At 72.0% G+C, this 25,747-nt stretch carries 18 protein-coding genes; 12 read left to right on the forward strand and 6 right to left on the reverse strand.

The window, feature by feature from the left end:
- Window positions 1-211: 211 nt before the first annotated feature.
- Window positions 212-2,383, reverse strand: coding sequence for a RecQ family ATP-dependent DNA helicase (locus tag IF17_RS0127670; protein WP_030571358.1), 2,172 nt, complete (start codon window positions 2,381-2,383; stop codon window positions 212-214).
- Between the two features lie 110 nt (window positions 2,384-2,493).
- Between IF17_RS0127670 and IF17_RS0127675 the strand changes: the two genes are divergently transcribed.
- From IF17_RS0127675 to IF17_RS0127700, 6 genes are all read left to right on the forward strand, one after another.
- Window positions 2,494-3,900 carry a DUF4192 domain-containing protein gene (locus tag IF17_RS0127675; protein WP_030571360.1) on the forward strand — a complete coding sequence of 469 codons (1,407 nt, stop codon included), beginning with the start codon at window positions 2,494-2,496 and terminating at the stop codon, window positions 3,898-3,900.
- A 142-nt stretch (window positions 3,901-4,042) separates the two neighbouring features.
- Window positions 4,043-4,786 (forward strand): NUDIX hydrolase, encoded by a 744-nt coding sequence (locus IF17_RS0127680; protein WP_030571364.1) that lies wholly within the window; start codon window positions 4,043-4,045, stop codon window positions 4,784-4,786.
- Between the two features lie 146 nt (window positions 4,787-4,932).
- Window positions 4,933-6,672: an ABC transporter ATP-binding protein gene (locus tag IF17_RS0127685; protein ID WP_030571367.1), complete on the forward strand. Its 1,740-nt coding sequence runs from the start codon at window positions 4,933-4,935 to the stop codon at window positions 6,670-6,672.
- Between the two features lie 160 nt (window positions 6,673-6,832).
- A complete protein-coding gene (locus IF17_RS0127690; RefSeq protein ID WP_179115583.1) occupies window positions 6,833-7,723 on the forward strand; it encodes a FadR/GntR family transcriptional regulator in 891 nt (296 codons plus the stop codon).
- A gap of 346 nt (window positions 7,724-8,069) precedes the next feature.
- Complete coding sequence (locus IF17_RS0127695) at window positions 8,070-9,617, forward strand: RNA polymerase sigma factor (RefSeq protein ID WP_030571370.1); 1,548 nt, start codon at window positions 8,070-8,072, stop codon at window positions 9,615-9,617.
- 136 nt (window positions 9,618-9,753) lie between these two features.
- Complete coding sequence (locus IF17_RS0127700; RefSeq protein WP_030571373.1) at window positions 9,754-10,584, forward strand: serine protease; 831 nt, start codon at window positions 9,754-9,756, stop codon at window positions 10,582-10,584.
- A 108-nt stretch (window positions 10,585-10,692) separates the two neighbouring features.
- On the opposite strand, the gene IF17_RS0127705 is transcribed toward IF17_RS0127700, so the two are convergent.
- Entirely contained in the window at window positions 10,693-10,923 is a 231-nt protein-coding gene (locus IF17_RS0127705) for a DUF7455 domain-containing protein (protein WP_018516290.1), read from the reverse strand.
- Between the two features lie 447 nt (window positions 10,924-11,370).
- Here IF17_RS0127705 and IF17_RS0127710 point away from each other — a divergent pair, with 447 nt between their 5' ends.
- The 3 genes from IF17_RS0127710 to IF17_RS0127720 all read left to right on the forward strand — a co-directional run bounded on the left by IF17_RS0127710 (window position 11,371) and on the right by IF17_RS0127720 (window position 15,770).
- The gene (locus tag IF17_RS0127710) at window positions 11,371-13,497 is read left to right on the forward strand and encodes a DNA gyrase/topoisomerase IV subunit B (RefSeq protein ID WP_030571374.1); all 2,127 of its coding nucleotides are present in this window, start codon (window positions 11,371-11,373) and stop codon (window positions 13,495-13,497) included.
- 216 nt (window positions 13,498-13,713) lie between these two features.
- Window positions 13,714-14,181: a DUF485 domain-containing protein gene (locus IF17_RS0127715; protein WP_030571376.1), complete on the forward strand. Its 468-nt coding sequence runs from the start codon at window positions 13,714-13,716 to the stop codon at window positions 14,179-14,181.
- Complete coding sequence (locus IF17_RS0127720) at window positions 14,178-15,770, forward strand: solute symporter family protein (protein ID WP_030571378.1); 1,593 nt, start codon at window positions 14,178-14,180, stop codon at window positions 15,768-15,770. Before IF17_RS0127715 ends, IF17_RS0127720 begins: the two co-directional genes overlap by 4 nt.
- 31 nt (window positions 15,771-15,801) lie before the next feature.
- Here the strand turns inward: IF17_RS0127720 and IF17_RS0127725 are convergent, their stop codons facing one another.
- Window positions 15,802-16,470 carry a response regulator gene (locus IF17_RS0127725; protein ID WP_030571380.1) on the reverse strand — a complete coding sequence of 223 codons (669 nt, stop codon included), beginning with the start codon at window positions 16,468-16,470 and terminating at the stop codon, window positions 15,802-15,804.
- Entirely contained in the window at window positions 16,467-18,134 is a 1,668-nt protein-coding gene (locus IF17_RS0127730) for an ATP-binding protein (RefSeq protein WP_030571383.1), read from the reverse strand. The genes IF17_RS0127725 and IF17_RS0127730 overlap by 4 nt, the downstream gene beginning before the upstream one ends.
- Before the next feature lie 194 nt (window positions 18,135-18,328).
- On the opposite strand from IF17_RS0127730, the gene IF17_RS0127735 reads away from it, so the two are divergent.
- On the forward strand, window positions 18,329-19,348 hold the full coding sequence (locus IF17_RS0127735) for a LacI family DNA-binding transcriptional regulator (RefSeq protein ID WP_030571386.1): 1,020 nt from the start codon (window positions 18,329-18,331) through the stop codon (window positions 19,346-19,348).
- A 35-nt stretch (window positions 19,349-19,383) separates the two neighbouring features.
- Here IF17_RS0127735 and IF17_RS0127740 read toward each other — a convergent pair whose 3' ends face one another.
- Window positions 19,384-20,634, reverse strand: a complete 1,251-nt coding sequence (locus IF17_RS0127740) for a citrate synthase (protein ID WP_030571389.1) — start codon at window positions 20,632-20,634, stop codon at window positions 19,384-19,386.
- Between the two features lie 111 nt (window positions 20,635-20,745).
- On the opposite strand from IF17_RS0127740, the gene IF17_RS0127745 reads away from it, so the two are divergent.
- Both IF17_RS0127745 and IF17_RS0127750 read left to right on the forward strand, forming a co-directional pair.
- Complete coding sequence (locus IF17_RS0127745) at window positions 20,746-21,900, forward strand: citrate/2-methylcitrate synthase (protein WP_030571392.1); 1,155 nt, start codon at window positions 20,746-20,748, stop codon at window positions 21,898-21,900.
- A gap of 24 nt (window positions 21,901-21,924) precedes the next feature.
- Window positions 21,925-23,034, forward strand: coding sequence for a CobW family GTP-binding protein (locus IF17_RS0127750; protein ID WP_030571395.1), 1,110 nt, complete (start codon window positions 21,925-21,927; stop codon window positions 23,032-23,034).
- Window positions 23,035-23,067: 33 nt separating this feature from the next.
- On the opposite strand, the gene IF17_RS0127755 is transcribed toward IF17_RS0127750, so the two are convergent.
- The gene (locus tag IF17_RS0127755; protein ID WP_030571399.1) at window positions 23,068-25,521 is read right to left on the reverse strand and encodes a DNA gyrase/topoisomerase IV subunit A; all 2,454 of its coding nucleotides are present in this window, start codon (window positions 25,519-25,521) and stop codon (window positions 23,068-23,070) included.
- Window positions 25,522-25,747: the final 226 nt, after the last annotated feature.

The following is a 25,747-nucleotide window of genomic DNA, read 5'->3' on the forward strand; positions in this document are numbered from 1 at the left end:
TCCCTTCGCTACGCGCCCATGGTGCGGGCAGGGTCGAGTGAGGGCGCGCCGCGGCACAGCCCTTCCGGGCCCGACGAGAACTGTGCGGGGAGCAGTCCCAATTCTTCCTGGCGTATCGGCAGGCGGCAACGAGCAATTGGCGCGGCTGACGGGAATCAGCCGGAATGACACTGATATCCCTGCCCAGCCCCGGCCCGGATGACGCGTCCCGTCACCCCTGAACCGCGAGGACCAGCGGGCACACCCCCTGGGCTCCGGCCCGCCGCAGCAGCCGCGCGGCGACGGCCAGCGTCCAGCCGGTGTCGGACAGGTCGTCCACGAGCAGGACCGGACCGTCGGCGGACCGCAGCGCCTGTGCCAGCTCCGGCTCGACGGTCAGGGCCTCGTGCAGGGCCCGCACCCGCTGGGCGCTGTTGGTCTGCGACATCGTCAGATCCTCGGTGCCCGGCGCGTACGTCACCGTTCCGAGCAGCGGCATCCGGCCGATCTCGGCGATGCGCCGGCCGAGCGACTCCACCAACTGCGGCCGGCGGCGCGAGGCGACGGTGACCACGCCGACCGGCCGGGGAGCGGCGTCGGGGGCCCCGGAGGCCCAGCCGCCCGGGCCCCTGGCCCAGTCCGTGAGCACGGTGACCACGGCGTCCGTGACATCGTCCGGAACGGGCGCGTCCGGTGCCTGCGCCGCCAGCATGGGGCGCAGCCGGTTGCCCCAGCCGATGTCGGAGAGCCTGCCCAGCGCCCGTCCGGCGGAGGAGAGTTCACCGGCGGGGATACGTCCCTTGAGGTCGACGCCCACCGCGGAGAGACCGGTGGGCCACATCTTGCGGGGAGCCACCTCCACCCCCGGCCGGCCCAGCTCGCTGCGGGCGCCGTCCAGGGCCGCGGTGGAGACCTTCTCGTCGAAGCGGGCGCCCGCGCAGTTGTCACAGCGCCCGCAGGCGGTGGCCTCCTCGTCGTCGAGCCGCAGCCGCAGGAACTCCATCCGGCACGCCGTCGTCGTGGCGTAGTCGCGCATGGCCTGCTGCTCGGCGGCCCGCTGCCGGGCGACCCAGGCGTAGCGCTCGGAGTCGTAGACCCACGGCTCGCCGGTGGAGATCCAGCCGCCCTTGACCCGCTTCACCGCGCCGTCGACGTCCAGCACCTTGAGCATCGTCTCCAGTCGGGTCCGCCGGAGGTCGACCAGAGGTTCCAGCGCGGGCAGCGAGAGCGGCCGCTCCGACCGGGCCAGAACGTCCAGGGTGCGGCGCACCTGCTCCTCGGGAGGGAAGGCGACCGAGGCGAAGTACTGCCAGATCGCCTCGTCCTCCTTGCCGGGGAGCAGCAGCACCTCGGCGTGCTCGACCCCGCGCCCCGCGCGTCCGACCTGCTGGTAGTACGCGATGGGGGAGGACGGCGAGCCCAGGTGCACGACGAAGCCGAGGTCGGGCTTGTCGAACCCCATGCCCAGTGCGGAGGTGGCCACCAGCGCCTTGACCCGGTTGGCCAGCAGGTCGTCCTCCGCCTGCTGGCGGTCCGCGTTCTCGGTCCGCCCGGTGTAGGAGGTGACCGGATGGCCGTTCTGGCGCAGGTAGGCCGTGACCTCCTCGGCCGCCGCGACCGTCAGCGTGTAGATGATCCCGGAACCGGGCAGCTCCCCGAGGTGGTCGCCCAGCCAGGCCAGCCGGTGCGCCGCGTTGGGCAGCTGGAGCACGCTCAGGCTGAGGCTCTCCCGGTCCAGCGGACCACGCAGCACCAGCGCGTCCGTGCCCGCTCCCGTGCCCAGTTGTTCCGCGACGTCCGCCGTCACGCGGGCGTTGGCCGTGGCGGTGGTGGCCAGCACCGGCACGCCGGTGGGGAGATCGGCGAGCATGGTGCGCAGCCGCCGGTAGTCAGGCCGGAAGTCGTGCCCCCAGTCGGAGATGCAGTGGGCCTCGTCGACCACCAGGAGACCCGTCGCGGCGGAGAGCCGAGGCAGCACCTGGTCCCGGAAGTCGGGGTTGTTCAGCCGCTCCGGGGAGACCAGGAGGACGTCGACCTCACCGGCCGCCACCTCGGCCTGGACGCTCTCCCACTCCTCCGTGTTGGACGAATTGATGGTGCGGGCGCTGATCCCGGCCCGCGCGGCCGCCGCGACCTGGTTGCGCATCAGCGCCAGCAGCGGTGAGACGATCACGGTCGGGCCGCTGCCCTGCGCGCGCAGCAGCGAGGTCGCCACGAAGTAGACGGCGGACTTGCCCCATCCGGTGCGCTGCACGACCAGCGCCCGGCGCTTGTCGGCGACGAGCGCTTCGATCGCCAGCCACTGGTCCTCACGCAGCCTCGCCTCACCCGTGGCATCCCCGACGAGGCGGGCGAGGACGGAGTCGGCCGAAGCCCTGAGTGCTGCACGATCTGCGTTGGTCATCCCTCCATGCAACCCGATGACGACCACAAACCGCGAACGCCGGGCCACCCCTGTGGATAACGTTATCCACAGGGGTGGCGGGACGAGGCGGCCCACGGGACCGTCGAGTCATGAACAAGCACCACGAATCAACCGGCCCGTCCGACGGTCAGCAGATCACCCTGCGCGGCCCCGCCGAACTCGCCGACGCCCTCCCGTATCTGATGGGATTCCACCCCAGCGACAGCGTCGTGATGGTGGCGCTGCACGGCGGCCGGGGCCGGTTCGGCGGCCGGCTCCGGCTCGGCATTCCGCGGGAGCCCGGTGAATGGGGACCGGTCGCCGAACAGCTGGCGGAGAGCCTGATCTCGGGGAGCGAGCGCCGCGACGGACGGCCCGACGCGATCGTGATCTTCCTCTGCCAGGACTCGCCGGACGGCGAGAGCGGCCCCCTGACGATGGAGCGCCTGCGGCCGTTCGCCCAGAGCCTGCGTACGGCGTGCGGAGCGCTGGACGTGCCCGTGCTCGAAGCGCTCTGCCTCTCGGACGGCCGGTACTGGTCGTACTGCTGCCCCGACGGCCGGTGCTGCCCGCCCCAGGGAAAGCCCCTGGCCATGCCCGGTACGACGGTGATGGCCGCCGCGGCCGCCTATGCGGGGATCCGGGTACGGGGGACGCTGCGCGACATGGAGGCGCGGCTCGCTCCCTGGCGGACGCCGGACGAGGTCTCCGCACAGCTGCGGGCGCTGGACCGGGCCGCGCCCTCGCTGGTGCCCCGGATCCTGGACGAGCGGGTGAAGGCCGAGGTGGCCAAGGAGACCCTCGCGCTCGCCCGCACCCTGATGGACCGCCTCGGGCGGACGCCGCCCGCTCCGGAAGCCGTCTCCGACCTCGGGGACGACAAGCTGATCGACCAGGACGAGGCCGCCGCGGTCATCCTCGGCCTCCAGGACCGGGAGACCCGGGACAAGGCCGCGGTCTGGATGGAGGGCCCCGAAGGTCACCGTGCGCTGAGGCTGTGGCGGACCCTCGCCCGGCGCTGCGTCGGACCGTACGGCGAGCACGCGGCGGCTCCGCTGACCCTGGCCGGCTGGGTCTCCTGGTCCACCGGCGACGAGCCCGGCGCCCGGGTCGCGCTGGCCATGGCGCTCCGCGCGGACCCGGAGTACACGTTCGCGCAACTGCTGCACCGGGCGTGCAACGAGGGGCTGGACCCGGAGACCCTGCGCCGCTGCCTGCGCGGTGACGGCGACGGCGGTGAAGGGCCGGAGACGGAGGTCGCGGGCGCCGAGGAGACCGGGGCGGCGCTGGGGGCCGGGGGCGCCAGGGGGCCCGCCCTGCATGTCCGCAGGGTCAGGCCGGCGGCGAACCGGGCCCGGCGGCGCGCGAGCGGGCGGCGGGTGACGGACACCGGGGGGACCGCGCCGGCGCCCGGTTCGGCCAGGCCCGGTACGGCCGGGCCCGGGCCGGTGGCCGCCGGGCGCCGCGTGCGCGACGTCCGGCGGTACGGCAGGCGCGGCGCCGGGACGCGCCGCTGAGGGCGGCCCGTCCGCTCGACGGCACCGCTCGGCGGAGACCTTCTCGACGTGTGCGGCCGGATCCGGCCGCACACGGGATCTCCCTGATCACCGGAGTACCGAAGGGAGTGTTTATCGTCAGGCAGACGACTATGATCACGGCATGCCGCCCTACGACCCGTCGAACTTCCCGCCCTTCGCCGTCACCGTGGACCTGGTCGTGCTCACGGTGCGCCGTCACGCTCTCTGCGCGCTGGTGGTCCGCCGCGGGGAAACGCCGTTCCAGGGCCGGTGGGCGCTGCCCGGCGGTTTCGTCAGGGCCGACGAGGATCTCGGGTCCGCGGCGGCGCGTGAGCTCGTCGAGGAGACGGGGCTGTGCGCCCACGATCCGGCGAAGCCCGCCGTGGGCAACGGCGCGCACCTCGAACAGCTGGCCACCTACGGGGACCCGGCGCGGGACCCCCGGATGCGGGTCGTCAGCGTGGCGCACCTCGCGCTCGCCCCTGATCTGCCCGCGCCCCGGGCGGGCGGGGACGCCAACAGCGCCCGCTGGGCACCCGTGGAGGACCTCCTCAGGGAGGGCGAGCAGGCCACACCGCTCGCCTTCGACCACGCGCGGATCCTCGCCGACGGGGTGGAGCGTGCCCGCTCCAAGATCGAGTACTCCTCGCTGGCCACGGCGTTCTGCCCGCCGGAGTTCACGGTCGGGGAGCTGCGCCGGGTGTACGAGGCGGTGTGGGGCGTGGTCCTCGACCCGCGCAACTTCCACCGCAAGGTCACCGGCACCCCCGGCTTCCTGGTGCCCTCCGGCGGGACCACCACACGGCAGGGCGGCCGGCCCGCGCAGCTGTTCCGGGCCGGTGCGGCCACGGTGCTCAACCCGCCGATGCTGCGGCCGGAGGTCTGACGGCGGGGCCTGTCGGCAGCCGGGGGAGTGCGGAACACCCGTGGGTCCACTGCTGCACGAAAAGTCGGAAATGTCGCGTTATGTTGCTGCGGTACCCCTCTGCCGCCGAGCGGTCTCACCATCCGTGAGAGAACGCGAGAGAAGCGATGCTCCAGGCCATCGGACTCACCAGCACCCCCCGTCGCGACGCTCCGCCCGCCGTGGACGACCTGACCTTCGAGGCCCCGCCCGGCCGTGTCACCGCCCTGCTGGGTGCCCCCGGTTCGGGCAAGACCGCGGCCCTGCGGCTGATGCTCGAACTCGACTCCGGCCGGGGCGTCGCCTACTTCCGCGGCAGGCCGCTGCACCGCATCCCCCACCCGGCGCGCGAGGTGGGCGTGCTGCTCGGTGACGTACCGGGACACCCCTCCCGTACGGCCCGCGGCCAGCTCCGGATGCTCTGCGCGGCCGCAGGGACGCCCGCGACCCGAGCCGACGAGATGCTCGAAGTCGTGGGCCTCGCCGGGCTCGGGGACCAGCGGCTCGGCACCCTGTCGGTGGGGATGGACCGCCGCCTCGGCCTCGCCTCCGCCCTCCTCGGTGACCCGCACACCCTCGTCCTGGACGAACCCGCCGAAGGCCTCTCCCCGCGCGAGAACAGCTGGTTGTACGGGCTGCTGCGCGCCCACGCGGCCCAGGGCGGAACGGTCCTGTACGCCACCGCCGACCCCAAGGAGGCCGCCCGCACGGCCGATCACGTCGTCACCGTCGACGGCGGCCGCCTCGTCGCGGACCAGGAGGTCGCCGATTTCGCCCGCACCCGGCTCCGCCCCCGCGTCGCCGTCCGCACCCCGCACGCGGCCCGGCTCGCCGCGGTCGTCAGCAGGGAGGCCCGGGCCGCACGGCGCTCGGTCGAGGTGGTCCCCGAGCCGAACGGGCGGCTCACCGTGTACGGCTCCACCTGCGCCGAGGTCGGGGACACCGCCTTCCGGCACGGCGTCCCGGTCCACCAACTCGCCGACGAGATCGGCGACACCGGCCCCGCCGCCGCCCCGCCACCGGCCGGCGACGAGGCCCGGCAGCCCTCCGCCGCCGCCCTCTCCGAACTGCCGCCGCCGATCCGGGTCCGCCCCGCCCGCGGGCCCCTGCGCCCGCTCCGGTACGAACTGCGGCGCTCCCTGGGCGTCCGGACGACGACCATGATCATGGCGTCCGTGCTGCTGGTCTCCGCCGCGCTCTCCGTCCTCCTGGCGCGCACCGGCGGCACACCCCTGCCGCGCGCGCTCGCCGCCTGGCCCGAGCTGCTGCCGCTGCCGCCCGCCGCCCTGGGTGCGGGCATCCTGGGCGCGCTCTCCTTCGGTGACGAGTTCCGCTACCCGGCGCTCGCCGCCGGTCGCGGGACCGTGCCCCGGCGGATCGGCCTGCTGGCGGCCAAGCTGACGGTGACCGCCGGATTCGCCCTCCTGCTGGCCTCGCTCACCGTCGTCTGCGGCGCGCAGGGCCTCCGGCTCTTCTACGGCCCGGAGTTGCTCACCGTTCCGGCCAATGCCGTCGCGCTCGGGGCGAGTTGGGCGTGCCTGGTCGTGGGCTGCGCCTGGGCCGGGCTGCTGGCGGCGGGTGTCTTCCGGGTGGCCGGGGCCGGGATCGCCGCCGTACTGGCCGTTCCGGTGCTGGTGGTTCCGCTGGTGCAGAAGGTGTTCGAGGCCCCGTCCGCGCGTTCGGTCACCGGACTTCCGGGCCGGCTGCGCGAACTGGCCTGGTGGCAGCTGCCGCAGGAGGCGGACCGCTGGGTCCTGGCCGTCGCGAGGGTGGTGGCGCAGCCCGTGGGCGCCGCGCTCGCCCTGTCGTTGTCGGCCCTGATCTGCGCGTATCTGTTCACCAGCCTTCGCGGGAAGGTGCGTTGGTGATCACCCCGGCCCGGCGGCGAGAAGAGGAGCCCGTAACTCCCTAGGAAATGCCTGGTTCATACGAATATGGCGTCAATTGCGGCGCGGGCGCCGATCACCCTTTCGTGTGCTTTTCACCAAAGACCTCAAGGGGCGGACGAGCTACGCCGACAAAGGATGCGTGAGTACCCTTGCGCACACCATGATGACCGCCGCCCGCTCCGCCGATTCCGGCCTGGCCGGCCCGGGCGAACTCGATCGCTATCCCTACACGGAAGCGCCGGCCGGCGAGCGCGCCGCGGCCCGGCCCTGGGGCGGTTCCGATTCCGAGTTGGGGCGGGCGAGCCGCAGGGGAGCGGCCAGCCGCGGACGCGGGCTGCACGGTCAACTCGTCCAGCAGCTGGGCCAGATGATCGTCTCCGGCGACCTCGGCGCGGACCGCCCCCTCGTTCCCGAGGAGATCGGCCAGCGCTTCGAGGTCTCCCGCACCGTCGTACGCGAGTCCCTGCGCGTCCTGGAGGCCAAGGGGCTCGTCAGCGCGCGCCCCAATGTGGGTACGCGGGTCCGCCCGGTCAGCGACTGGAACCTGCTGGATCCCGACATCATCGAGTGGCGCGCCTTCGGTCCGCAGCGCGACGACCAGCGCCGTGAGCTGGCCGAGCTCCGCTGGACCATCGAGCCCCTCGCCGCTCGCCTCGCCGCCGGGCACGGCCGGGAGGACCTTCAGCAGCGCCTCGGCGACATGGTGGAGATCATGGGCCACGCGATGGGGCAGGGGGACGCGATCACCTTCTCCCGCGCCGACGCCGAATTCCACGCCCTGCTCATCCAGGCCGCGGGCAACCGGATGCTCGAACACCTCTCGGGCATCGTCTCGGCCGCCCTGCACGTCTCCGGCGGCCCGGTCACCGGCTGCGACCGTCCGGGCGAGGCCTCGCTCGCCCACCACGCGCGCATCGTCGACGCCCTCGCCTCGGGCGACTCCGCGGGGGCCGAGACGGCCATGCGCCAGCTGCTCGTCGTCCACCCCGACGTGGAGCGGGTGGTTCCCGCGCCCCGCGAGCAGCACTGACCGGTCCACGGCCGGGGTGGGCAGGCCCAGGCCTGTCGTCGGACAGGACCTGTGCCGCCGGACCGCACGGGTCCGGCGGCACAATTGTGAGGAGATGCCCGCCCTGGCTGGGTTCGTCGCGAATGGGGTGTGACTCGGGCCACGCGGATTGGGCGTAACACTCCTCGAAGCAGCGCGATGACTTAAGAGGTGACCGCCGCGGAAGGAATACAGCAGCCCTTGGGCGCGCTGTTCAGTTCTGAGGCCAAACCCGCGCCGTCGACGACATCCCCAGTCGGCGGTCGTCGGTTCCAGCCCTCTCCAGGGCAGGGCCGGAAGCCGTTTCCATCGTTCCGAGAGGTTGTTCGTGTCGGCCAGCACATCCCGTACGCTCCCGCCCGAGATCGCCGAGTCCGAGTCTGTCATGGCGCTCATCGAGCGAGGGAAGGCTGATGGGCAGATCGCCGGCGATGACGTGCGTCGGGCCTTCGAGGCTGACCAGATTCCGCCAACCCAGTGGAAGAATGTTCTGCGCAGCCTCAACCAGATCCTCGAGGAAGAGGGTGTGACGCTGATGGTCAGTGCCGCGGAGTCGCCGAAGCGCGCCCGCAAGAGCGTCGCAGCGAAGAGCCCGGTCAAGCGCACCGCCACCAAGACTGTCGCGGCGAAGACCACCGTGACGAGGACCGTCGCGGCCACCGCCGCCCCGGCGGCCGAGAGTGCGGACGCGGTGGCCGACGACGCCGTCGCTGCCGCCCCCGTGAAGAAGGCGGCAGCCAAGAAGACGGCTGCCAAGAAGACCGCCGTGAAGAAGACGGCGGCCAAGAAGACAGCGGCGAAGAAGTCCGGCAAGCAGGACGACGAGCTGCTCGACGGTGACGAGGCCGTCGAAGAGGTCAAGGCCGGCAAGGGCGAGGAAGAGGAGGGCGAGGGCGAGAACAAGGGCTTCGTCCTCTCCGACGACGACGAGGACGACGCGCCTGCCCAGCAGGTCGCCGTCGCCGGCGCCACCGCCGACCCGGTCAAGGACTACCTCAAGCAGATCGGCAAGGTCCCCCTCCTCAACGCCGAGCAGGAGGTCGAGCTCGCCAAGCGCATCGAGGCCGGTCTCTTCGCCGAGGACAAGCTGGCCAACGCCGACAAGCTCGCGCCGAAGCTCAAGCGCGAGCTGGAGATCATCGCCGAGGACGGCCGCCGCGCCAAGAACCACCTCCTGGAGGCCAACCTCCGTCTGGTGGTCTCCCTGGCCAAGCGCTACACCGGCCGCGGCATGCTCTTCCTGGACCTGATCCAGGAGGGCAACCTCGGTTTGATCCGCGCGGTCGAGAAGTTCGACTACACCAAGGGCTACAAGTTCTCCACGTATGCCACCTGGTGGATCCGTCAGGCGATCACCCGCGCCATGGCCGACCAGGCCCGCACCATCCGTATCCCGGTGCACATGGTCGAGGTCATCAACAAGCTCGCGCGCGTGCAGCGCCAGATGCTCCAGGACCTGGGCCGTGAGCCCACCCCGGAGGAGCTGGCCAAGGAGCTCGACATGACCCCTGAGAAGGTCATCGAGGTCCAGAAGTACGGCCGCGAGCCGATCTCGCTGCACACCCCGCTCGGCGAGGACGGCGACAGCGAGTTCGGTGACCTGATCGAGGACTCCGAGGCCGTCGTCCCGGCGGACGCGGTCAGCTTCACGCTCCTCCAGGAGCAGCTGCACTCGGTGCTCGACACGCTCTCCGAGCGTGAGGCCGGCGTGGTCTCGATGCGCTTCGGTCTCACCGACGGCCAGCCGAAGACGCTGGACGAGATCGGCAAGGTCTACGGCGTGACGCGTGAGCGCATCCGCCAGATCGAGTCGAAGACGATGTCGAAGCTCCGTCACCCGTCCCGTTCGCAGGTCCTGCGCGACTACCTGGACTAGAACACAGGGCGGAAGATTCACCGGTGAGGGCCCGGATCCCCAGGGATCCGGGCCCTCCGGCGTGTCCGCGGGTGCGCAGGGGGACGGGCTGGATCACGCTGGGTGAAACGTTTCCACCTCAGTGTCAGGAGCCCTCATGCCCCGTCCCGTCGTCCGTGCCCTGACCGGGGTCCTCGCCCTGACCGCCGCGGTCGCCGTAGCGCCGCTCGTGGCCCCGCTCCCGGCGGCCGCCGACAGCATCGTCGTCGGCGGACAGCCCGCCCCCGTGGCGGACAGCCCGTGGGCGGTGGCCCTGTCCAGCCGTGAGCGGTTCGGCGGGGCGCGCTCGGGCCAGTTCTGCGGCGGCGTCGCCGTGGCGCCCACGAAGGTCCTGACGGTCGCCCACTGTCTGGGTGAAGAGGCGCTCGGCGCACCGGTGAGCCGGGTGAAGGACCTCCGCGTCATCGCCGGGCGGGACCGGCTGAGTGACACGAGCGGCCAGGAGATCCCGGTCCGGGGGGTCTGGGTCAATCCGGCGTACGACCCCGACACCAACGCCGGCGACCTCGCGGTGCTGACGCTGTCCCGGGCGCTGCCGAGGAGCGGCGTCATCCCGATGGCCCGGGCCGGGGACGAGGCGTACCGGGCCGGGACGGCCGCGGCGGTCTACGGGTGGGGGGACACCACCGGGGCCGGTACCTACGCCTCCGTGCTGCGCTCCGCCCGGGTCCAGGTCCTGCCCGACCGTGAGTGCGCCCGGGCCTACCCGGGCGGCCGGGAGGGCACGTACGACGCCTCAGGGATGCTCTGTGCGGGCGATCCGGCGGGCGGGCGGGACGCGTGCCAGGGCGACAGCGGCGGGCCGCTGGTGGCCCGTGGGCGGCTCATCGGCCTGGTGTCCTGGGGGAGCGGCTGCGGGCGCGCGGGCAGCCCCGGGGTGTACACCCGGGTCTCGGCGGCCCTGAAGTGGGCCGAGGGCCGCATCTGAGCGGGCCCGCGGACTCGCCGACGTACGAGAACGGGCGGCGCCCCCGGTGGGGGTGCCGCCCGTCGGCCGGTCCTGGACCGGCCCCTGGCTCGTCGTGGATGCGAGGTGTCAGTGTTGGTCCTCGTCGGCGGTCGCCTGCACGGCGGTGAGCCGATCCGTCTCATCCTGTATTTCCGCGGCGATCTTCTTGAGTTCCGGCTCGAACTTGCGCCCGTGGTGGGCGCAGAAGAGCAGTTCACCGCCGCTGATCAGGACGACGCGCAGATAGGCCTGGGCGCCGCAACGGTCACAGCGGTCTGCTGCGGTCAGCGGGCTCGCGGGGGTCAGAACAGTAGTCACGTCGCCTCTTCTCTAGCTCGACGAGCTGTCGTACCAGGGTCAACATCCAACCAGGCCGAAAACGTTCCCGCTCGTGGCTTTTCTTCGAAACTTCTTCTCGGGATGGCTGTCAGTTGCCGGTTGGCGGCGAATGTGCCGTATGCGGAGCGCTACGGTTTCGCATTGCTTGTCTTGGGGGTGGGTCCCGCCGGCCGGCTTGCCGGTTTGTTCATGAGGACGTGCCCGGAGCCTAAATGGTTCATGCCTCGAAGGGAACGTGATGTGCACGTCACTCCGACGAATGATCGAACATCCATGCGAGCCCGGATGAAGCTCGACTAGCATGAGGATTCCCCGAGGGTGGCGTTACAACCGCTCTACCAGGCCTCTGTAGGCTCTCAGCGGCAACCGAAGCCGACCGTGATACCCACCAGGGGCCCAGATGAAATTCAGCGAGGAGCGAACCGCGTGACCGCCGAAACGTCCGTGCCGTCCACCGCGATGCTGACCGCAGCAGGCGGCGACCGGGACAGCTCCAACTACACCGCGCGGCACCTTCTCGTCCTCGAAGGACTTGAGGCGGTCCGCAAGCGCCCCGGGATGTACATCGGGTCCACCGACAGCCGCGGGCTCATGCACTGCCTCTGGGAGATCATCGACAACTCCGTCGACGAGGCCCTGGGCGGCCACTGCGACCACATCGAGGTCATCCTCCACGACGACTCCTCCGTCGAGGTCCGGGACAACGGCCGCGGCATCCCCGTGGACGTGGAGCCCAAGACCGGGCTCTCCGGCATCGAGGTCGTCATGACCAAGCTGCACGCCGGAGGCAAGTTCGGCGGCGGCTCCTACGCGGCCTCCGGCGGCCTCCACGGCGTCGGCGCCTCCGTGGTCAACGCCCTCTCCGCCCGCCTGGACGTCGAGGTCGACCGCAACAGCGCGACCCACTCCATCAGCTTCCGGCGCGGCGTCCCGGGCATGTTCACCGAGCAGGGCCCCGACAGCCCCTTCGACCCGGCCAACGGCCTGCGCAAGGGGAAGCGGGTCCCCAAGACCCGTACCGGTACCCGGGTCAGGTACTGGGCGGACCGGCAGATCTTCCTCAAGGACGCCAAGCTCAACCTGGAGACGCTCTACCAGCGGGCCCGCCAGACGGCCTTCCTCGTCCCCGGCCTCACCATCGTCGTCCGCGACGAGCGGGGGATCGACGGCGAGGGCAAGACCGAGGAGACGTTCCGCTTCGACGGCGGCATCAGCGAGTTCTGCGAGTACCTGGCGCAGGACAAGGCCGTCTGCGACGTCCAGCGGCTGACCGGCACCGGCACCTTCAAGGAGACCGTCCCGGTCCTCGACGACCGCGGCCACATGACCGCGACCGAGGTCACCCGGGAGCTCGGCGTCGACATCGCGCTGCGCTGGGGCACCGGCTACGACACCACCGTCCGCTCCTTCGTCAACATCATCGCCACCCCCAAGGGCGGCACCCACGTCAGCGGGTTCGAGCGCTCCCTCACCAAGACGGTGAACGAGGCCCTCCGCTCCGCGAAGATGCTGCGGGTCGCCGAGGACGACGTGGTGAAGGACGACGCCCTCGAAGGGCTCACCGCCGTCGTCACCGTACGGCTGGCGGAGCCGCAGTTCGAGGGGCAGACCAAGGAGGTGCTCGGCACCTCGGCGGCCAACCGGATCGTCGCCGCCGTGGTCGCCAAGGAGCTCAAGGCGTTCCTGACCTCCACCAAGCGGGACGCCAAGGCCCAGGCCCGGGCGGTCCTGGAGAAGGCCGTCGCCGCCGCCCGTACGCGGATCGCGGCCCGCCAGCACAAGGACGCCCAGCGCCGCAAGACCGCGCTGGAGTCCTCCTCGCTGCCGGCCAAGCTCGCCGACTGCCGCAGCGACGACGTGGAGCGCAGCGAGCTCTTCATCGTCGAGGGCGACTCGGCGCTCGGTACCGCCAAGCTGGCGCGGAACAGTGAGTTCCAGGCGCTCCTGCCGATCCGCGGCAAGATCCTCAACGTCCAGAAGTCGTCCGTCTCGGACATGCTGAAGAACGCCGAGTGCGGCGCCATCATCCAGGTCATAGGAGCCGGGTCCGGCCGGACCTTCGACATCGACGCCGCCCGCTACGGCAAGGTCATCATGATGACCGACGCCGATGTGGACGGCTCCCACATCCGCACCCTGCTGCTGACCCTCTTCCAGCGCTACATGCGCCCGATGGTCGAGGCCGGACGGGTCTTCGCGGCGGTGCCCCCGCTGCACCGGATCGAGCTGGTCCAGCCCAAGAAGGGCCAGGACAAGTACGTGTACACGTACTCGGACAACGAGCTGCGCCAGACGCTGCTGGAGTTCCAGCGCAAGAACGTCCGGATCAAGGAGTCCATCCAGCGCTACAAGGGCCTCGGTGAGATGGACGCCGACCAGCTGGCCGAGACCACGATGGACCCGCGCCACCGCACGCTGCGCCGGATCAACATCGGGGACCTGGAATCCTCCGAGCAGGTCTTCGACCTCCTGATGGGCAACGAGGTCGCGCCCCGCAAGGAGTTCATCACCAGCTCGGCGGCGACCCTGGACCGCTCGCGCATCGACGCGTAGGCAGCCGTATCAACCCCTGAGGCCCCCGCCCTCCCGGATCACCGGAAGGGCGGGGGCCGCCTGCGTTCGGGACTTCTGTCACCTGAAGAGGTGAATTCGGGCGAATGACGCGTCCGGGATCTTCTCTTACCGCTCATGGTGGGCCACGCGGCCGAAAAGGTCCGTGGACAAGGGAGTTGCTCGGTGGAGAAGGAAGCAGGGCCGGCGGCCGCGGGAGTGCGGCTCGACGACCCGTGGTACGAGGCGTCGGCCGCGGGCTGGGACGAGGCGGACGGCGTGGGAGGCGAGGCGGCGGCCGGTGCGCCCGGCCCCGGGGAGCCGCCGCCCGGGCCCAGCGCGGCCGAGATCTACCTGGAGGTGCACCGCAGCGCGGCCTTCCGCGAGGTGCGCCGCCGCTACCGCCGCTTCGTGATGCCCGCCGCCCTCGCCTTCCTCCTCTGGTACCTCGCGTACGTCGTCGCGGCCACCACGGCGCCCGCGCTCATGGCCCGCCCGGTCGCCGGAGCGGTCAACGTGGCGATGGTGGCGGGTCTCGGCCAGTTCCTCACCACCTTCCTCCTGACCTGGGCGTACGCACGCCACGCGCGGCTGCGCAGGGACCGGGCCGCCCTCGATCTGCGGTGGGACACCCAGGAGATGACACGGGGCGCCGGACAGCCCGCGGCAGGAGGGCCGGTCCGTTGAGCGGCGACCACCAGACACTCGCCCTGCTGCTGTTCTGCGCGTTCATCGCGGTGACGCTCTTCATCACCACCTGGGTCAGCCGCAACCGGCAGGGTTCCGCCGAGGAGTTCTACGCCGGCGGGCGCCTGTTCTCGCCCATGGAGAACGGTTTCGCCATCGCCGGCGACTACATGTCGGCCGCCTCCTTCCTCGGCATCTCCGGGCTGATCGCCCTCTTCGGCTACGACGGCATCCTCTACTCGGTCGGCTTCCTGGTCGCCTGGCTGGTCGTCCTGCTGCTGGTGGCCGAACTCGTCCGCAACTGCGGCCGGTTCACCCTCGCCGACGTGGTCGCCGCACGCATGGCGGAGCGCCCGGTGCGTATCGCGCTCGGCACCTCCTCCGTCACCGTCTCCGTGCTCTATCTCGTCGCCCAGATGGTCGGTGCGGGCTCCCTGGTGGCCCTGCTGCTCGGCGGGACGAGCGACGCGGCCCGAACGTGGACCGTGGTCGGGGTCGGCGCGCTGATGGTCGTCTACGTGTCGTTCGGCGGGATGCGCGCCACCACCTGGATCCAGATCGTCAAGGCCGTGCTGCTGATGGGCGGCGCCGTCGCCCTCACCGTGCTCGTCCTGGTCCAGTTCCGCTTCGACGTCAACAGCCTGCTCACCACCGCCGCCGAACGCAGCGGCCATGGCAAGGACTTCCTCGCCCCCGGTCTGCGCTACGGCGGCGACTGGATCTCCCGCTTCGACTTCATCAGCCTGGGCGTCGCCCTCGTCCTCGGCACGGCGGGGCTGCCGCACATCCTGTCGCGCTTCTACACCGTGCCCACCGCCCGCGCGGCACGCAGGTCGGTCGTCTGGTCCATCGGCCTCATCGGCAGCTTCTACCTGATGACGATCGTGCTCGGCTTCGGCGCCGCGGCCCTGGTCGGCTCCGCCGAGGTCCGCTCCTCGAACGCCGCGGGCAACACCGCCGTACCGCTGCTGGCCCTCGACCTCGGCGGCGGTGAGGGCTCCACCGGCGGAACGGTTCTCTTCGCCGTGGTCGCCGCGATCGCGTTCGCCACCATCCTGGCCGTCGTCGCGGGCATCACGCTCGCCTCCTCGGCCTCCGTCGCCCACGACCTCTACGCCTCGCTCCGCCGCCCGGGACGCAAGCAGTACGGCGAAGTGGCCGTCGCGCGGGTCGCCGCCGCCGGGATCGGGGCGGTCGCCATCGCGCTCGGCCTGCTGGCCCAGAACCTCAACGTGGCGTTCCTGGTCGGCCTCGCCTTCGCCGTGGCCGCCTCGGCGAACCTCCCGGCGCTGCTCTACTCCCTGTTCTGGCGGAACTTCACCACCCGGGGCGCGGTCTGGGCGGTGTACGGCGGCCTCGTCCCGGCCGTCGTCCTGGTTCTGGTCTCACCCGTCGTCTCGGGCAGCCCCACGTCCCTGTTCCCGGGCGTCGACTTCCAGCTCTTCCCGCTGGAGAACCCGGGGCTCGTCTCGATCCCGCTCGGCTTCCTGGCGGGCTGGCTCGGTACGGTCACCTCGGGCGAGAAGCCGGACGAGGCCAAACACGCCGAGAGCGAGGTCAGGGCGCTGACGGGGGCAGGGGCCGCGTAGAAGCTCCACGTAAAGAGGCCGTCTGAAAAGCCTACGCCCAGGCGTACCGGTGTTCCGGGCGGCCCGTCTCGCCGTACCGCAGCGTCAGCCGGACCTTCCCCGTCTGCTCCAGCAGCTTCAGATAGCGCTGCGCCGTCTGCCGGCTCATCCCCGCGCTCTCCGCGATCTCCTGGGCGGAGAGAGGGCCGTCCGCGTCGCGCAGCGCCCGCCGGACCAGCTCGGCGGTGGTGGGGGAGTGGCCCTTGGGCAGGTCCGGCTCGCCCGCCGCCCACAGGGCGCCGAAGAGCCGGTCCACCTCCGCCTGCTCGGCCTGGCCGCCGCCGTCGAGGGTGTGGCGCAGCGCCGCGTACGCCTCCAGCTTCGAGCGCAGACCGGCGTACGTGAACGGCTTGACCAGGTACTGGAGCGCGCCGTGCCGCATCGCGTCCTGCACGGTCGCCACGTCGCGGGCGGCGGTCACCATGATCACGTCGACCTGACGGCCCAGCCGGCGCAGCTCCCGTACGACGGCGAGGCCGTTGCGGTCCGGGAGGTAGTGGTCGAGCAGGACGAGATCCACCGGGACCTCCTCGACCATGGTCAGTGCCTGGGCCGCCGAGTGGGCCTGCGCGGCCACTCGGAATCCGGCGACCTTGGCGACGTACGCGGCGTTGATCTCCGCCACCCGGACGTCGTCGTCCACGATCAGGACCTGGATCACCGGTTCTCTCCCGTCGTGGCTTGATGGGGCGTCGCGGGACCCGCCGCGCCGAGCGCCTCCGGCAGGACCACCGTGAAGACCGCCCCGCCCCCGTCGGCCCCGGAGACCGTCACACTGCCTCCCTGGCGCTCCGCGAGCCGTCGGACCAGGGGGAGTCCGAGGCCGCGCTTGCCGTGGGCCGGGAGGTCCTTGGTGGACCAGCCCTCGGTGAAGATCGACGCGTACCGCTCCGGGGCGATCCCGGGGCCGCTGTCCCGTACCCGCAGCTCCACCGTACGGCCCTCGGCCCGCAGTCCGACCTCGATCCGGGCGTCCGCCGTCCCCGCCGCCGCGTCCGTGGCGTTGTCGACGAGGTTGCCGACCACCGTGACCAGGCCGCGCGGGTCGACCACCCGGTCCGGCAGCAGTGTGCCGGGGGCGAGCCGCAGCGAGACACCGCGCTCGGCTGCGACCGTCGCCTTGCCGACGAGCAGCGCGGCCAGCAGCGGATCCCGCACCTTCTCCGTGACCTGCTCCGCCGTCGCCCGGTGGACGCCCACCACCTCCGTGACGAACTCCATGGCGTCCTCGTGCATCTCCAGCTCCAGCAGCCCCAGCAAGGTGTGCAGCCGGTTGGCGTGCTCGTGGTCCTGGGCGCGCAGCGCGTCGATCAGCCCGGTGGTGGAGTCGAGTTCGCGGCCGAGGTGTTCGAGCTCGGTCCGGTCCCGCAGGGTGACCACCGCCCCGCCGTCGTCCGTCTCCATCCGGTTGGCCAGCAGCACCCGGCTGCCCTGGACGGCCAGCAGGTCGTCGCCCACCACCCGCCCCGCCAGCACGTCCACCGTCCGGCCGGGGTCCAGCACCTCCTCCAGCGGCCGTCCCGCCGCCTCGGGGCCGAGCCCCAGCAGCCGCTGCGCCTCGTCGTTGAGCAGCCGGATGCGGCCCGTGCCGTCGAGCGCGACGACCCCTTCGCGGATGGAGTGCAGCATCGCCTCGCGCTCGGTCAGCAGCGCGGAGATGTCGGAGAACGCCAGGTCATGGGTCTGCCGTTGCAGCCGACGGGAGATCAGGTACGCGGCGAGCGCGCCGACGGCGAGGGCGGTTCCGGCGTACGCGAGGAGCCCCGGGATCGCGCCGAGGAGGCGGGCGCGGACGCTGTCGTACTCGATCCCGACCGAGACCGCGCCGACCACCTCCGACGAGCCGGAGGTGTCGCGCAACGGCACCTTGCCCCGGGCCGAGCGGCCCAGCGTGCCGCTGTCGATCTCCATGACTTCCCGGCCCCGGAGCGCGTCCCCGGGGTCGGTGGAGACCACCTCGCCGATCCGGTCCGCCTCCGGGTGCGACCAGCGCACGCCCCGGCGGTCCATCACCACGACGTACTCCGCGCCGGTGGACCGCCTGATCCGCTCGGCGGCGGACTGTACGGGGCCGAGCGCGGACGGCTCGGTGGTGCGCAGGTCCTCCGCGATGCCGGGCTGGGCGGCCGTGCTCTGGGCGATGGCCAGGGCGCGGCGCATCGCCTCGTCGTCCAGCTGGGCGCTGAGGGGGGCCAGGAACAGGCCGGTGACCAGCACGGTGACGCCCGTGATGATGGCCAGCTGCATCAGCAGGACCTGGGAGAAGACCCGCTGCGGCCAGCCGAACCGGCGCGGTCCCCGGTCGGAGTGCGGTGGCGCGTTCATCGTAGAGACGGTAAAGGGCGCGGGGGCGGGGCGGAAATCCGTTCGGTCGGCCAGGCCGTCCCCCTTGCCTGGCGGCGCGGCTTCTGTGAGCGTTCTCGTACGGGCGTTCTGGGAGCGTTGCGGCGAGTTCGGCAGGTGCGGCGAGTTCGTCAGGAGCGCAATCCACTTGCGCTTCTTGCGCTAATCTTGCGCTCATGACGCGACGACTTGCTCAAGTGGCCCAGAAGGTAGGAGTCAGCGAGGCGACGGTCAGCCGGGTGCTGAACGGCAAGCCAGGCGTCTCCGACGCCACCAGGCAGGCCGTCCTCTCCGCGCTGGACGTCCTCGGTTACGAGCGGCCCACCCAGTTGCGGGGGGAGCGGGCGCGGCTGGTCGGGCTGGTCCTGCCCGAGCTGCAGAACCCGATCTTCCCGGCCTTCGCCGAGGTGGTCGGCGGTGCGCTCGCCCAGCAGGGGCTCACCCCGGTGCTCTGCACACAGACCAAGGGCGGGGTCTCGGAGGCCGACTACGTCGAGCTCCTCCTCCAGCAGCAGGTCTCCGGCGTGGTCTTCGCGGGCGGCCTCTACCACCAGGAGGACGCCCCGCACGACCACTACAAGGTGCTCGCGGACCGCAAGATCCCCGTCGTCCTGATCAACGCGGCCATCGACCGGCTCGGCTTCCCGGGCGTCTCCTGCGACGACTCCGTCGCCGTCGAGCAGGCCTGGCGCCACCTCGTCTCGCTCGGCCACGAGCGCATCGGCCTCGTCCTCGGCCCGTCCGACCACGTGCCCTCGCAGCGCAAGCTCGCCGCCGCCCGGGTGCTCGCGGAGGAGACCGGCACGTCCATCCCCGACGAGTGGGTGGCGCGGGCGATGTTCTCGCTGGAGGGCGGGCAGGCCGCCGCCATGCGGCTGCTGGAGCGCGGCGTCACCGGCATCATCTGCGCCAGCGACCCGCTGGCCCTCGGTGCGGTCCGGGCCGCCCGCCGCCGGGGGCTCTCGGTGCCCGGCGACGTCTCGGTCGTGGGCTACGACGACTCGGCGTTCATGAACTGCACCGAGCCGCCGCTCACCACCGTCCGCCAGCCCATCGAGGCCATGGGGCGCGCGGCCGTGGAGCTGCTCTCGGTCCAGATCGGCGGGCGGACCGTGCCCTCGGACGAGCTGCTCTTCGAGCCCGAACTGGTGGTGCGCGGGTCCACCGCCCAGCCGCCGCGCGAGAATTCCCTCTGATCCGTAGTTAATTTGCACTGGTCCAGACCTGGCGGTCAGGGGGTCGGCTGCGGGGGCCGGGGGCCTGTGTACTGCCCGCTCGGCCGGATCCGCAGCGGGCGCTCTCCGTACTCCTCCAGCGCGTGCGCGATCCACCCCGCCGTACGGGAGACCGCGAACACCGTCTCGCCCGCCTCCGCCGCCATCCCGCAGGCCACGGAGAGGACGGCGAGCGCCAGGTCGATGTTGGCGTGCAGCGGCGCGTGGCGGGCCGTCGTGGCGACCACCCCCCGGGCCGCCGCCAGCGCTCCGGCCGCCTGTGGTACGTCCTCCAGCAGGGCGAAGAGAGTGCGGGCCCGGGGGTCCTCGCCCCGGTAGAGCCGGTGGCCCAGCCCCGGCACCCGGCGCCCGGTCCGCAGGTGGTCGGCGACCACGGGGACCGCGCTGCCCCGGTCCACGGCCTCCTGGAGCATGCGGTGGGCCAGCCCGCTCGCGGCGCCGTGCAGCGGGCCCTCCAGGACCCCGAGGCCGGCGGAGACCACGGCGTACGGATGGGCGTGCGCCGAGGCGGCGACCCGGGCGGCCAGGGTGGAGGCCGCGAGGTCGTGGTCGATCAGGAGGACCAGGGCCGCGTCCAGGACGGCGAGCGCCGGGGCGTCGGCCGGCCGCGCGGTCAGCCGGGGCCACAGCTGCCGGGCCAGGGAATCCCCGGCTCCCTCCGATGCGCCGCCGACCACCGGCAACGCCCCCACCAGCGTCGGGATCAGGCTCCGCGCACTGCTCAGCACCGCCTCGGGCGACAGGTCGAACCGCAGCGGATCCGTGGCGGCGGCAGCGGTCACCGCCACCCGCAGCCGGTCCGTCGACCCGCTGTGCGCGGGCAGCGTGCCCACCGTCCGGCGGGCGGCCGCCAGGGTCCCGGGCGGCGCCTCGAAGCGGACGCCCGGCCGCAGCTGACCGGTCCACAGCCACTCCGCGACCTCCTCGTAGCTGTGGCGCCGGGCCAGCTCCGTCGCGTCGACCCCCCGGAAGTAGTACCGGTCCTCCTCGATGAGCGTGATCCCGGTACGGAACACCAGGTCACCCCCGGCCGGCGACGGCTCGCGCCGCCCCGAGCGCCGCGCCAGGGCCCGCACCTCCTCGGCGTCGAACGTGCTGCCCCGGCCCCCGGCCGCCCGCACGCTGCTGAGCTGGCCCCGGCTGACGTACGCGTACACCGTCTCCGGCTTCACCCCCAGCAGCTCGGCGGCCTCGCGGGTGGTCAGCCGGGGTGCGTCCGGGCGGCCGGGCTCTGGTTGATCCGTCATGGGGACCACCGTATCCACCACCTCTCCATATTGATCTAATCAACATTGACAGATTTCCAGTCAAGCATGGACAGTCGAATCAATGTTGCATGCACGGAGGAGAGAACGGCCATGACCACCACCCCTGTCGTCCCTGCCGTCCCCCGCGGTCTCGCCGGCGTCGTCGTCACCGACACCGCCCTCGGCGATGTCCGCGGCCGCGAGGGCTTCTACCACTACCGCCAGTACTCGGCGATCGGGCTCGCGCAGACCCGCAGCTTCGAGGACGTCTGGTACCTGATGTTCCACGGCGAGCTGCCCGACCGGGCGGCGGCCGCCGACTTCGCCGCCCGTACGGCGAGTCTGCGCGCACTCCCCGCTGATGTGAGCGAGGCCCTGCCCGCCATCGCCCGCGCGGGCGCGGTGTCCGGCCCGCTCGCCGGACTCCGTACGGCCCTGTCGCTGCTCGGCGCCTCCCGTGGATACCGCCCGGTCTACGACCTGGACGCCGACCGCCGCCGCGCGGACGCGCTGGCCGCCTGCGCCGCCGTACCCACGATCCTCACCGCGCTCCAGCGCCTCGGCGAGGGCCTCGCACCCGTCGAGCCCCGCGAGGATCTGCCCTACGCGGCCAACTACCTCTACATGCTCACCGGCACCGAGCCGGAGCCCGACCGGGTCCGGGCCGTCGAGCAGTACCTCATCTCCACCGTCGACCACGGCTTCAACGCCTCCACGTTCACCGCCCGGGTCGTCGCCTCCACCGGCGCCGACGTCGCCGCCTGCCTGGTCGCGGCCGTCGGCGCGCTCTCCGGACCGCTGCACGGCGGAGCCCCCAGCCGGGCGCTGGACACCCTGGACGCCATCGGCACCCTGGACCGCATCGACGGCTGGATCCGCGAGCAGGTCCTCTCCGGCCGCCGCATCATGGGCTTCGGCCACCCCGTCTACCGCACCGAGGACCCGCGCTCCCGGATGCTCAAGTCCATCGCGCAGGGCTTCGGCGGACCGCTCGTCGACTTCGCCGTGGAGGTCGAGCGCCAGGTGGAGGCCATCCTCGCCGAGCTCAAGCCGGGGCGGGAGCTGCACACCAACGTGGAGTTCTACGCCGGGGTCGTCATGGAGCTCTGCGGGCTGCCGCGCGCGATGTTCACGCCCACCTTCTCTGCGGCGCGGGTGATCGGGTGGAGCGCCAATATCCTGGAGCAGGCGGAGGACCCGAAGATCATCCGCCCGGCGGCCCGCTACATCGGCACACCCCCGCCGCAGCCGGTCCCCGCGCCCTGACCGCCCATCCGAGGAAGGCCCCCGTTGACCCCGCCCCGCACCCAGCAGATCCCGGTCGTCGTCCTGGCGGGCTTTCTCGGATCAGGCAAGACCACACTCCTGAACCACCTCCTCCGCAACCGCGCGGGCACCCGGATCGGCGTGATCGTCAACGACTTCGGGGCCATCGAGATCGACGCCATGACCGTCGCGGGGCAGGTCGGCTCCACGGTCTCCCTGGGCAACGGCTGCCTGTGCTGCGCGGTCGACGCCAGCGAACTCGACACCTTCCTGGAGACGCTCACCCGCCCCTCCGCCCGGCTGGACCTGATCGTCATCGAGGCGAGCGGCCTCGCCGAACCCCAGGAGCTGGTACGGATGCTGCTGGCCAGCGAGAACCCGCACATCCTGTACGGGGGGCTGGTCGAGGTCGTCGACGCCGCCGAGTTCGACGGGACCCGGGAGCGTCACCCGGAGATCGACCGGCATCTCGCCGTCGCGGATCTCGTCGTCCTGAACAAGACCGACCGGGTGGGGGAGGGCGAGCAGGAGCGGCTGCGCCGGACGGTCGCGGAGCTGAGCCGGCCCGCCGCCGTGATCTCCGCCGTGCACGGCCGGATCGACCCGGAGTTGTTCTTCGATCCGGCGATGCGGCCGGACGGCGAGGAGAAGACCCGTCAGCTCACTTTCGAGGATCTGCTGCGGGAGGAGGAGGGCGACGACCACGACGACCACGCCGGCCATCTGCACGCGGCGTACGAGAGCGTCGACTTCACCTCGGACGTCCCCCTGGACCCGCGCCGCTTCATCGCGTTCCTCGACTCCCGGCCCGAAGGCCTCTACCGGATCAAGGGGTTCGCGGACTTCGGCGCGGGGGACCGGGACAACAGGTACGCACTGCACGCGGTCGGCCGGTTCCTGCGCTTCGTACCGCAGCCGTGGGCGCGGGGGGAACAGCGGCTCACCCAACTCGTCCTGATCGGGGCCGGGATCGACGCCGAGGCGCTGCGGGCCGGGCTGACCGCCTGCCGCGCGGAGCCGGGTCCCGAAACCCCGGACACCGAAACCGAACGCGCCATGTGGGGCGTGCTCCGGTACGTACAACGGGAGCCGGAGCCCGAGGACGTACGAGAAGAAGCGGCCGCGGAGACGTAACACCCCCGGGCCGCTCCTGGTCGTGCGGAGGGCCTACAGCGGCGGCCCCGCGATCACGGCCACCGGCTGGAGCAGCGGCGTGCCCGAACCGTCGCGGCGCGGGTCCGGCTCCGGCAGCTTCGCCGGGGTGCCGTTCTTCTGGGCGGCCCGGGCCGGAGTGGCGCCCGCCCAGGCGAAGACCAGGACGTCCTCGCCCTTCAGGAACCGCTGGCAGCGCACCCCGCCGGTCGCCCGGCCCTTGCGCGGATACTGGTCGAACGGGGTGAGCTTCGACGTCAGCACCGAGTCGTCCAGCGTCCCGTGCGAACCGGCCACCGTGAACACGATCGCGTCCGCCGCCGGGTCCACCGCCGTGAACGACAGCACCTCGGCCCCCGCCCCCAGCTTGACGCCCGCCATACCTCCGGCGGCCCGCCCCTGCGGGCGCACCGACGCCGCCGGGTAGCGCAGGAGCTGGGCGTCGGAGGTGATGAAGACCAGATCCTCCTCGCCCGTACGCAGCTCGGCCGCGCCCACGATGCGGTCACCGTCCTTGAGGGTGATGACCTCCAGCTCGTCCTTGTTGGCCGGATAGTCCGGCACGACGCGCTTCACCACCCCCTGGAGCGTGCCGATCGCCAGCCCCGGCGACGCCTCGTCGAGCGTCGTGAGGCAGATCAGCTCCTCGTCCGCCTCCAGGCTGAGGAACTCCGAAATCATCGCCCCACCCGAGAGGTTGGGCTCCGCGTGGGTGTCCGGCAGCTGGGGCAGGTCGATCACCGAGAGCCGCAGCAACCGCCCGGTGGAGGTCACCGCCCCCACATCGCCGCGCGCCGTCGCCGCGACCGCCGAGACGATCACGTCGTGCTTCGTGCGGCGGGCGTCCTCGGAGATCTCGACCGGCTCCGCGTTCGCCGTACGGGCCAGCAGACCCGTCGAGGAGAGCAGCACCCGGCACGGGTCGTCGGCGACCTCCAGCGGCACGGACGCGATCTGCGACGCGGCCGACTCCAGCAGCACCGTGCGCCGGTCCGTGCCGAACTTCTTCGCCACGGCGGCCAGCTCCGAGGAGACCAGCTTGCGCAACTCCGCGTCCGACTCCAGGATCGCCGTCAGCGCCTCGATCTCGCCGTTGAGCCGGTCGCGCTCGCTCTCCAGCTCGATCCGGTCGAAGCGGGTGAGCCGGCGCAGCGGGGTGTCCAGGATGTACTGCGTCTGGATCTCGCTCAGCGAGAAGTGCGCCATCAGGCGCTCCTTCGCCTGCGCGGAGTTGTCGCTGTCCCGGATGATCCGGATGACCTCGTCGATGTCGAGGAGGGCGACGATCAGACCCTCGACCAGGTGCAGCCGTTCGCGGCGCTTGGTGCGGCGGAACTCGCTGCGCCGGCGCACCACCTCGAAGCGGTGGTCGAGATAGACCTCCAGCAGCTCCTTGAGGCCGAGCGTGAGCGGCTGCCCGTCGACCAGCGCCACGTTGTTGATGCCGAAGGACTCCTCCATCGGCGTCAGCTTGTAGAGCTGTTCCAGCACCGCTTCCGGCACGAAGCCGTTCTTCACCTCGATGACCAGACGCAGGCCGTGCGCCCGGTCGGTGAGGTCCTTGACGTCGGCGATGCCCTGGAGCTTCTTCGCCGAGACCAGGTCCTTGATCTTGGCGATCACCTTCTCCGGGCCGACGGTGAAGGGCAGTTCGGTGACGACGAGGCCCTTGCGGCGTGCCGTCACGTCCTCCACGGCGACGGTGGCACGGATCTTGAACGTGCCGCGGCCCGTCGTGTACGCGTCCTTGATGCCGCCGAGACCGACGATGCGGCCGCCGGTGGGCAGGTCGGGGCCGGGAACGAAACGCATCAGCGTCTCGACGTCGGCGCCCGGGTGCCTGATCAGATGGCGGGCGGCGGCGATGACCTCGCCCAGGTTGTGCGGGGGCATGTTGGTCGCCATGCCGACCGCGATCCCCGAGACCCCGTTGACCAGAAGGTTGGGGTAGGCCGCCGGGAGGACGACCGGCTCGCGCTCCTGGCCGTCGTAGTTTGACTGGAAATCGACGGTGTCCTCGTCGATCGCCTCGGTCATCAGCGACGTGGCGTCGGCCATCCGGCACTCGGTGTACCGCATCGCGGCCGGCGGGTCGTCGTTGCCGAGGGAGCCGAAGTTGCCGTGGCCGTCGACCAGGGGCAGCCGCATCGAGAAGGGCTGCGCCATCCGCACCAGGGCGTCGTAGATCGACGCGTCACCGTGGGGGTGCAGCTTGCCCATGACCTCGCCGACGACGCGCGCGCACTTCACATAGCCGCGGTCCGGGCGCAGTCCCATCTCGTTCATCTGGGACACGATGCGCCGGTGCACCGGCTTCATGCCGTCGCGGGCGTCGGGCAGGGCCCTGGAGTAGATCACCGAGTACGCGTACTCGAGGAAGGAGCCCTGCATTTCGTCGACGACGTCGATGTCGAGGATCTTCTCCTCGAAGTCGTCCGGCGGCGGGGTCTTCGTGCTACGGCGGGCCATCGCGGCTGCGACTCCTTCACGGATTCTGTTCGGACAACCTGAGCTTGTTCGGGGCGACACGAGCTGACAGGACGAGCTGCTGTCGCGGACCATTGTGGACCGCCGCACTGACAACGCCGACCTCGACCCGTCCGAAGCGGTCCCGGGCGGTGCCACCTGGGGCACCATCGACGGAAACATCCACGGAACGGGAACTTCGCCAGGTGCCGGTGCGCTTGCTTAGAGT

The sequence above is a fragment of the Streptomyces cyaneofuscatus genome (genome assembly GCF_000718135.1).
Lineage (GTDB): Bacteria > Actinomycetota > Actinomycetes > Streptomycetales > Streptomycetaceae > Streptomyces > Streptomyces cyaneofuscatus.

Coding starts and splice junctions, on each gene's coding strand:
- IF17_RS0127735 (WP_030571386.1), top strand. CDS start 18,329: ATGACGCGACGACTTGCTCAAGTGGCCCAGAAGGTAGGAGTCAGCGAG.
- IF17_RS0127745 (WP_030571392.1), top strand. CDS start 20,746: ATGACCACCACCCCTGTCGTCCCTGCCGTCCCCCGCGGTCTCGCCGGC.
- IF17_RS0127700 (WP_030571373.1), top strand. CDS start 9,754: ATGCCCCGTCCCGTCGTCCGTGCCCTGACCGGGGTCCTCGCCCTGACC.
- IF17_RS0127680 (WP_030571364.1), top strand. CDS start 4,043: ATGCCGCCCTACGACCCGTCGAACTTCCCGCCCTTCGCCGTCACCGTG.
- IF17_RS0127730 (WP_030571383.1), bottom strand. CDS start 18,134: ATGAACGCGCCACCGCACTCCGACCGGGGACCGCGCCGGTTCGGCTGG.
- IF17_RS0127740 (WP_030571389.1), bottom strand. CDS start 20,634: ATGACGGATCAACCAGAGCCCGGCCGCCCGGACGCACCCCGGCTGACC.
- IF17_RS0127670 (WP_030571358.1), bottom strand. CDS start 2,383: ATGACCAACGCAGATCGTGCAGCACTCAGGGCTTCGGCCGACTCCGTC.
- IF17_RS0127675 (WP_030571360.1), top strand. CDS start 2,494: ATGAACAAGCACCACGAATCAACCGGCCCGTCCGACGGTCAGCAGATC.
- IF17_RS0127685 (WP_030571367.1), top strand. CDS start 4,933: ATGCTCCAGGCCATCGGACTCACCAGCACCCCCCGTCGCGACGCTCCG.
- IF17_RS0127755 (WP_030571399.1), bottom strand. CDS start 25,521: ATGGCCCGCCGTAGCACGAAGACCCCGCCGCCGGACGACTTCGAGGAG.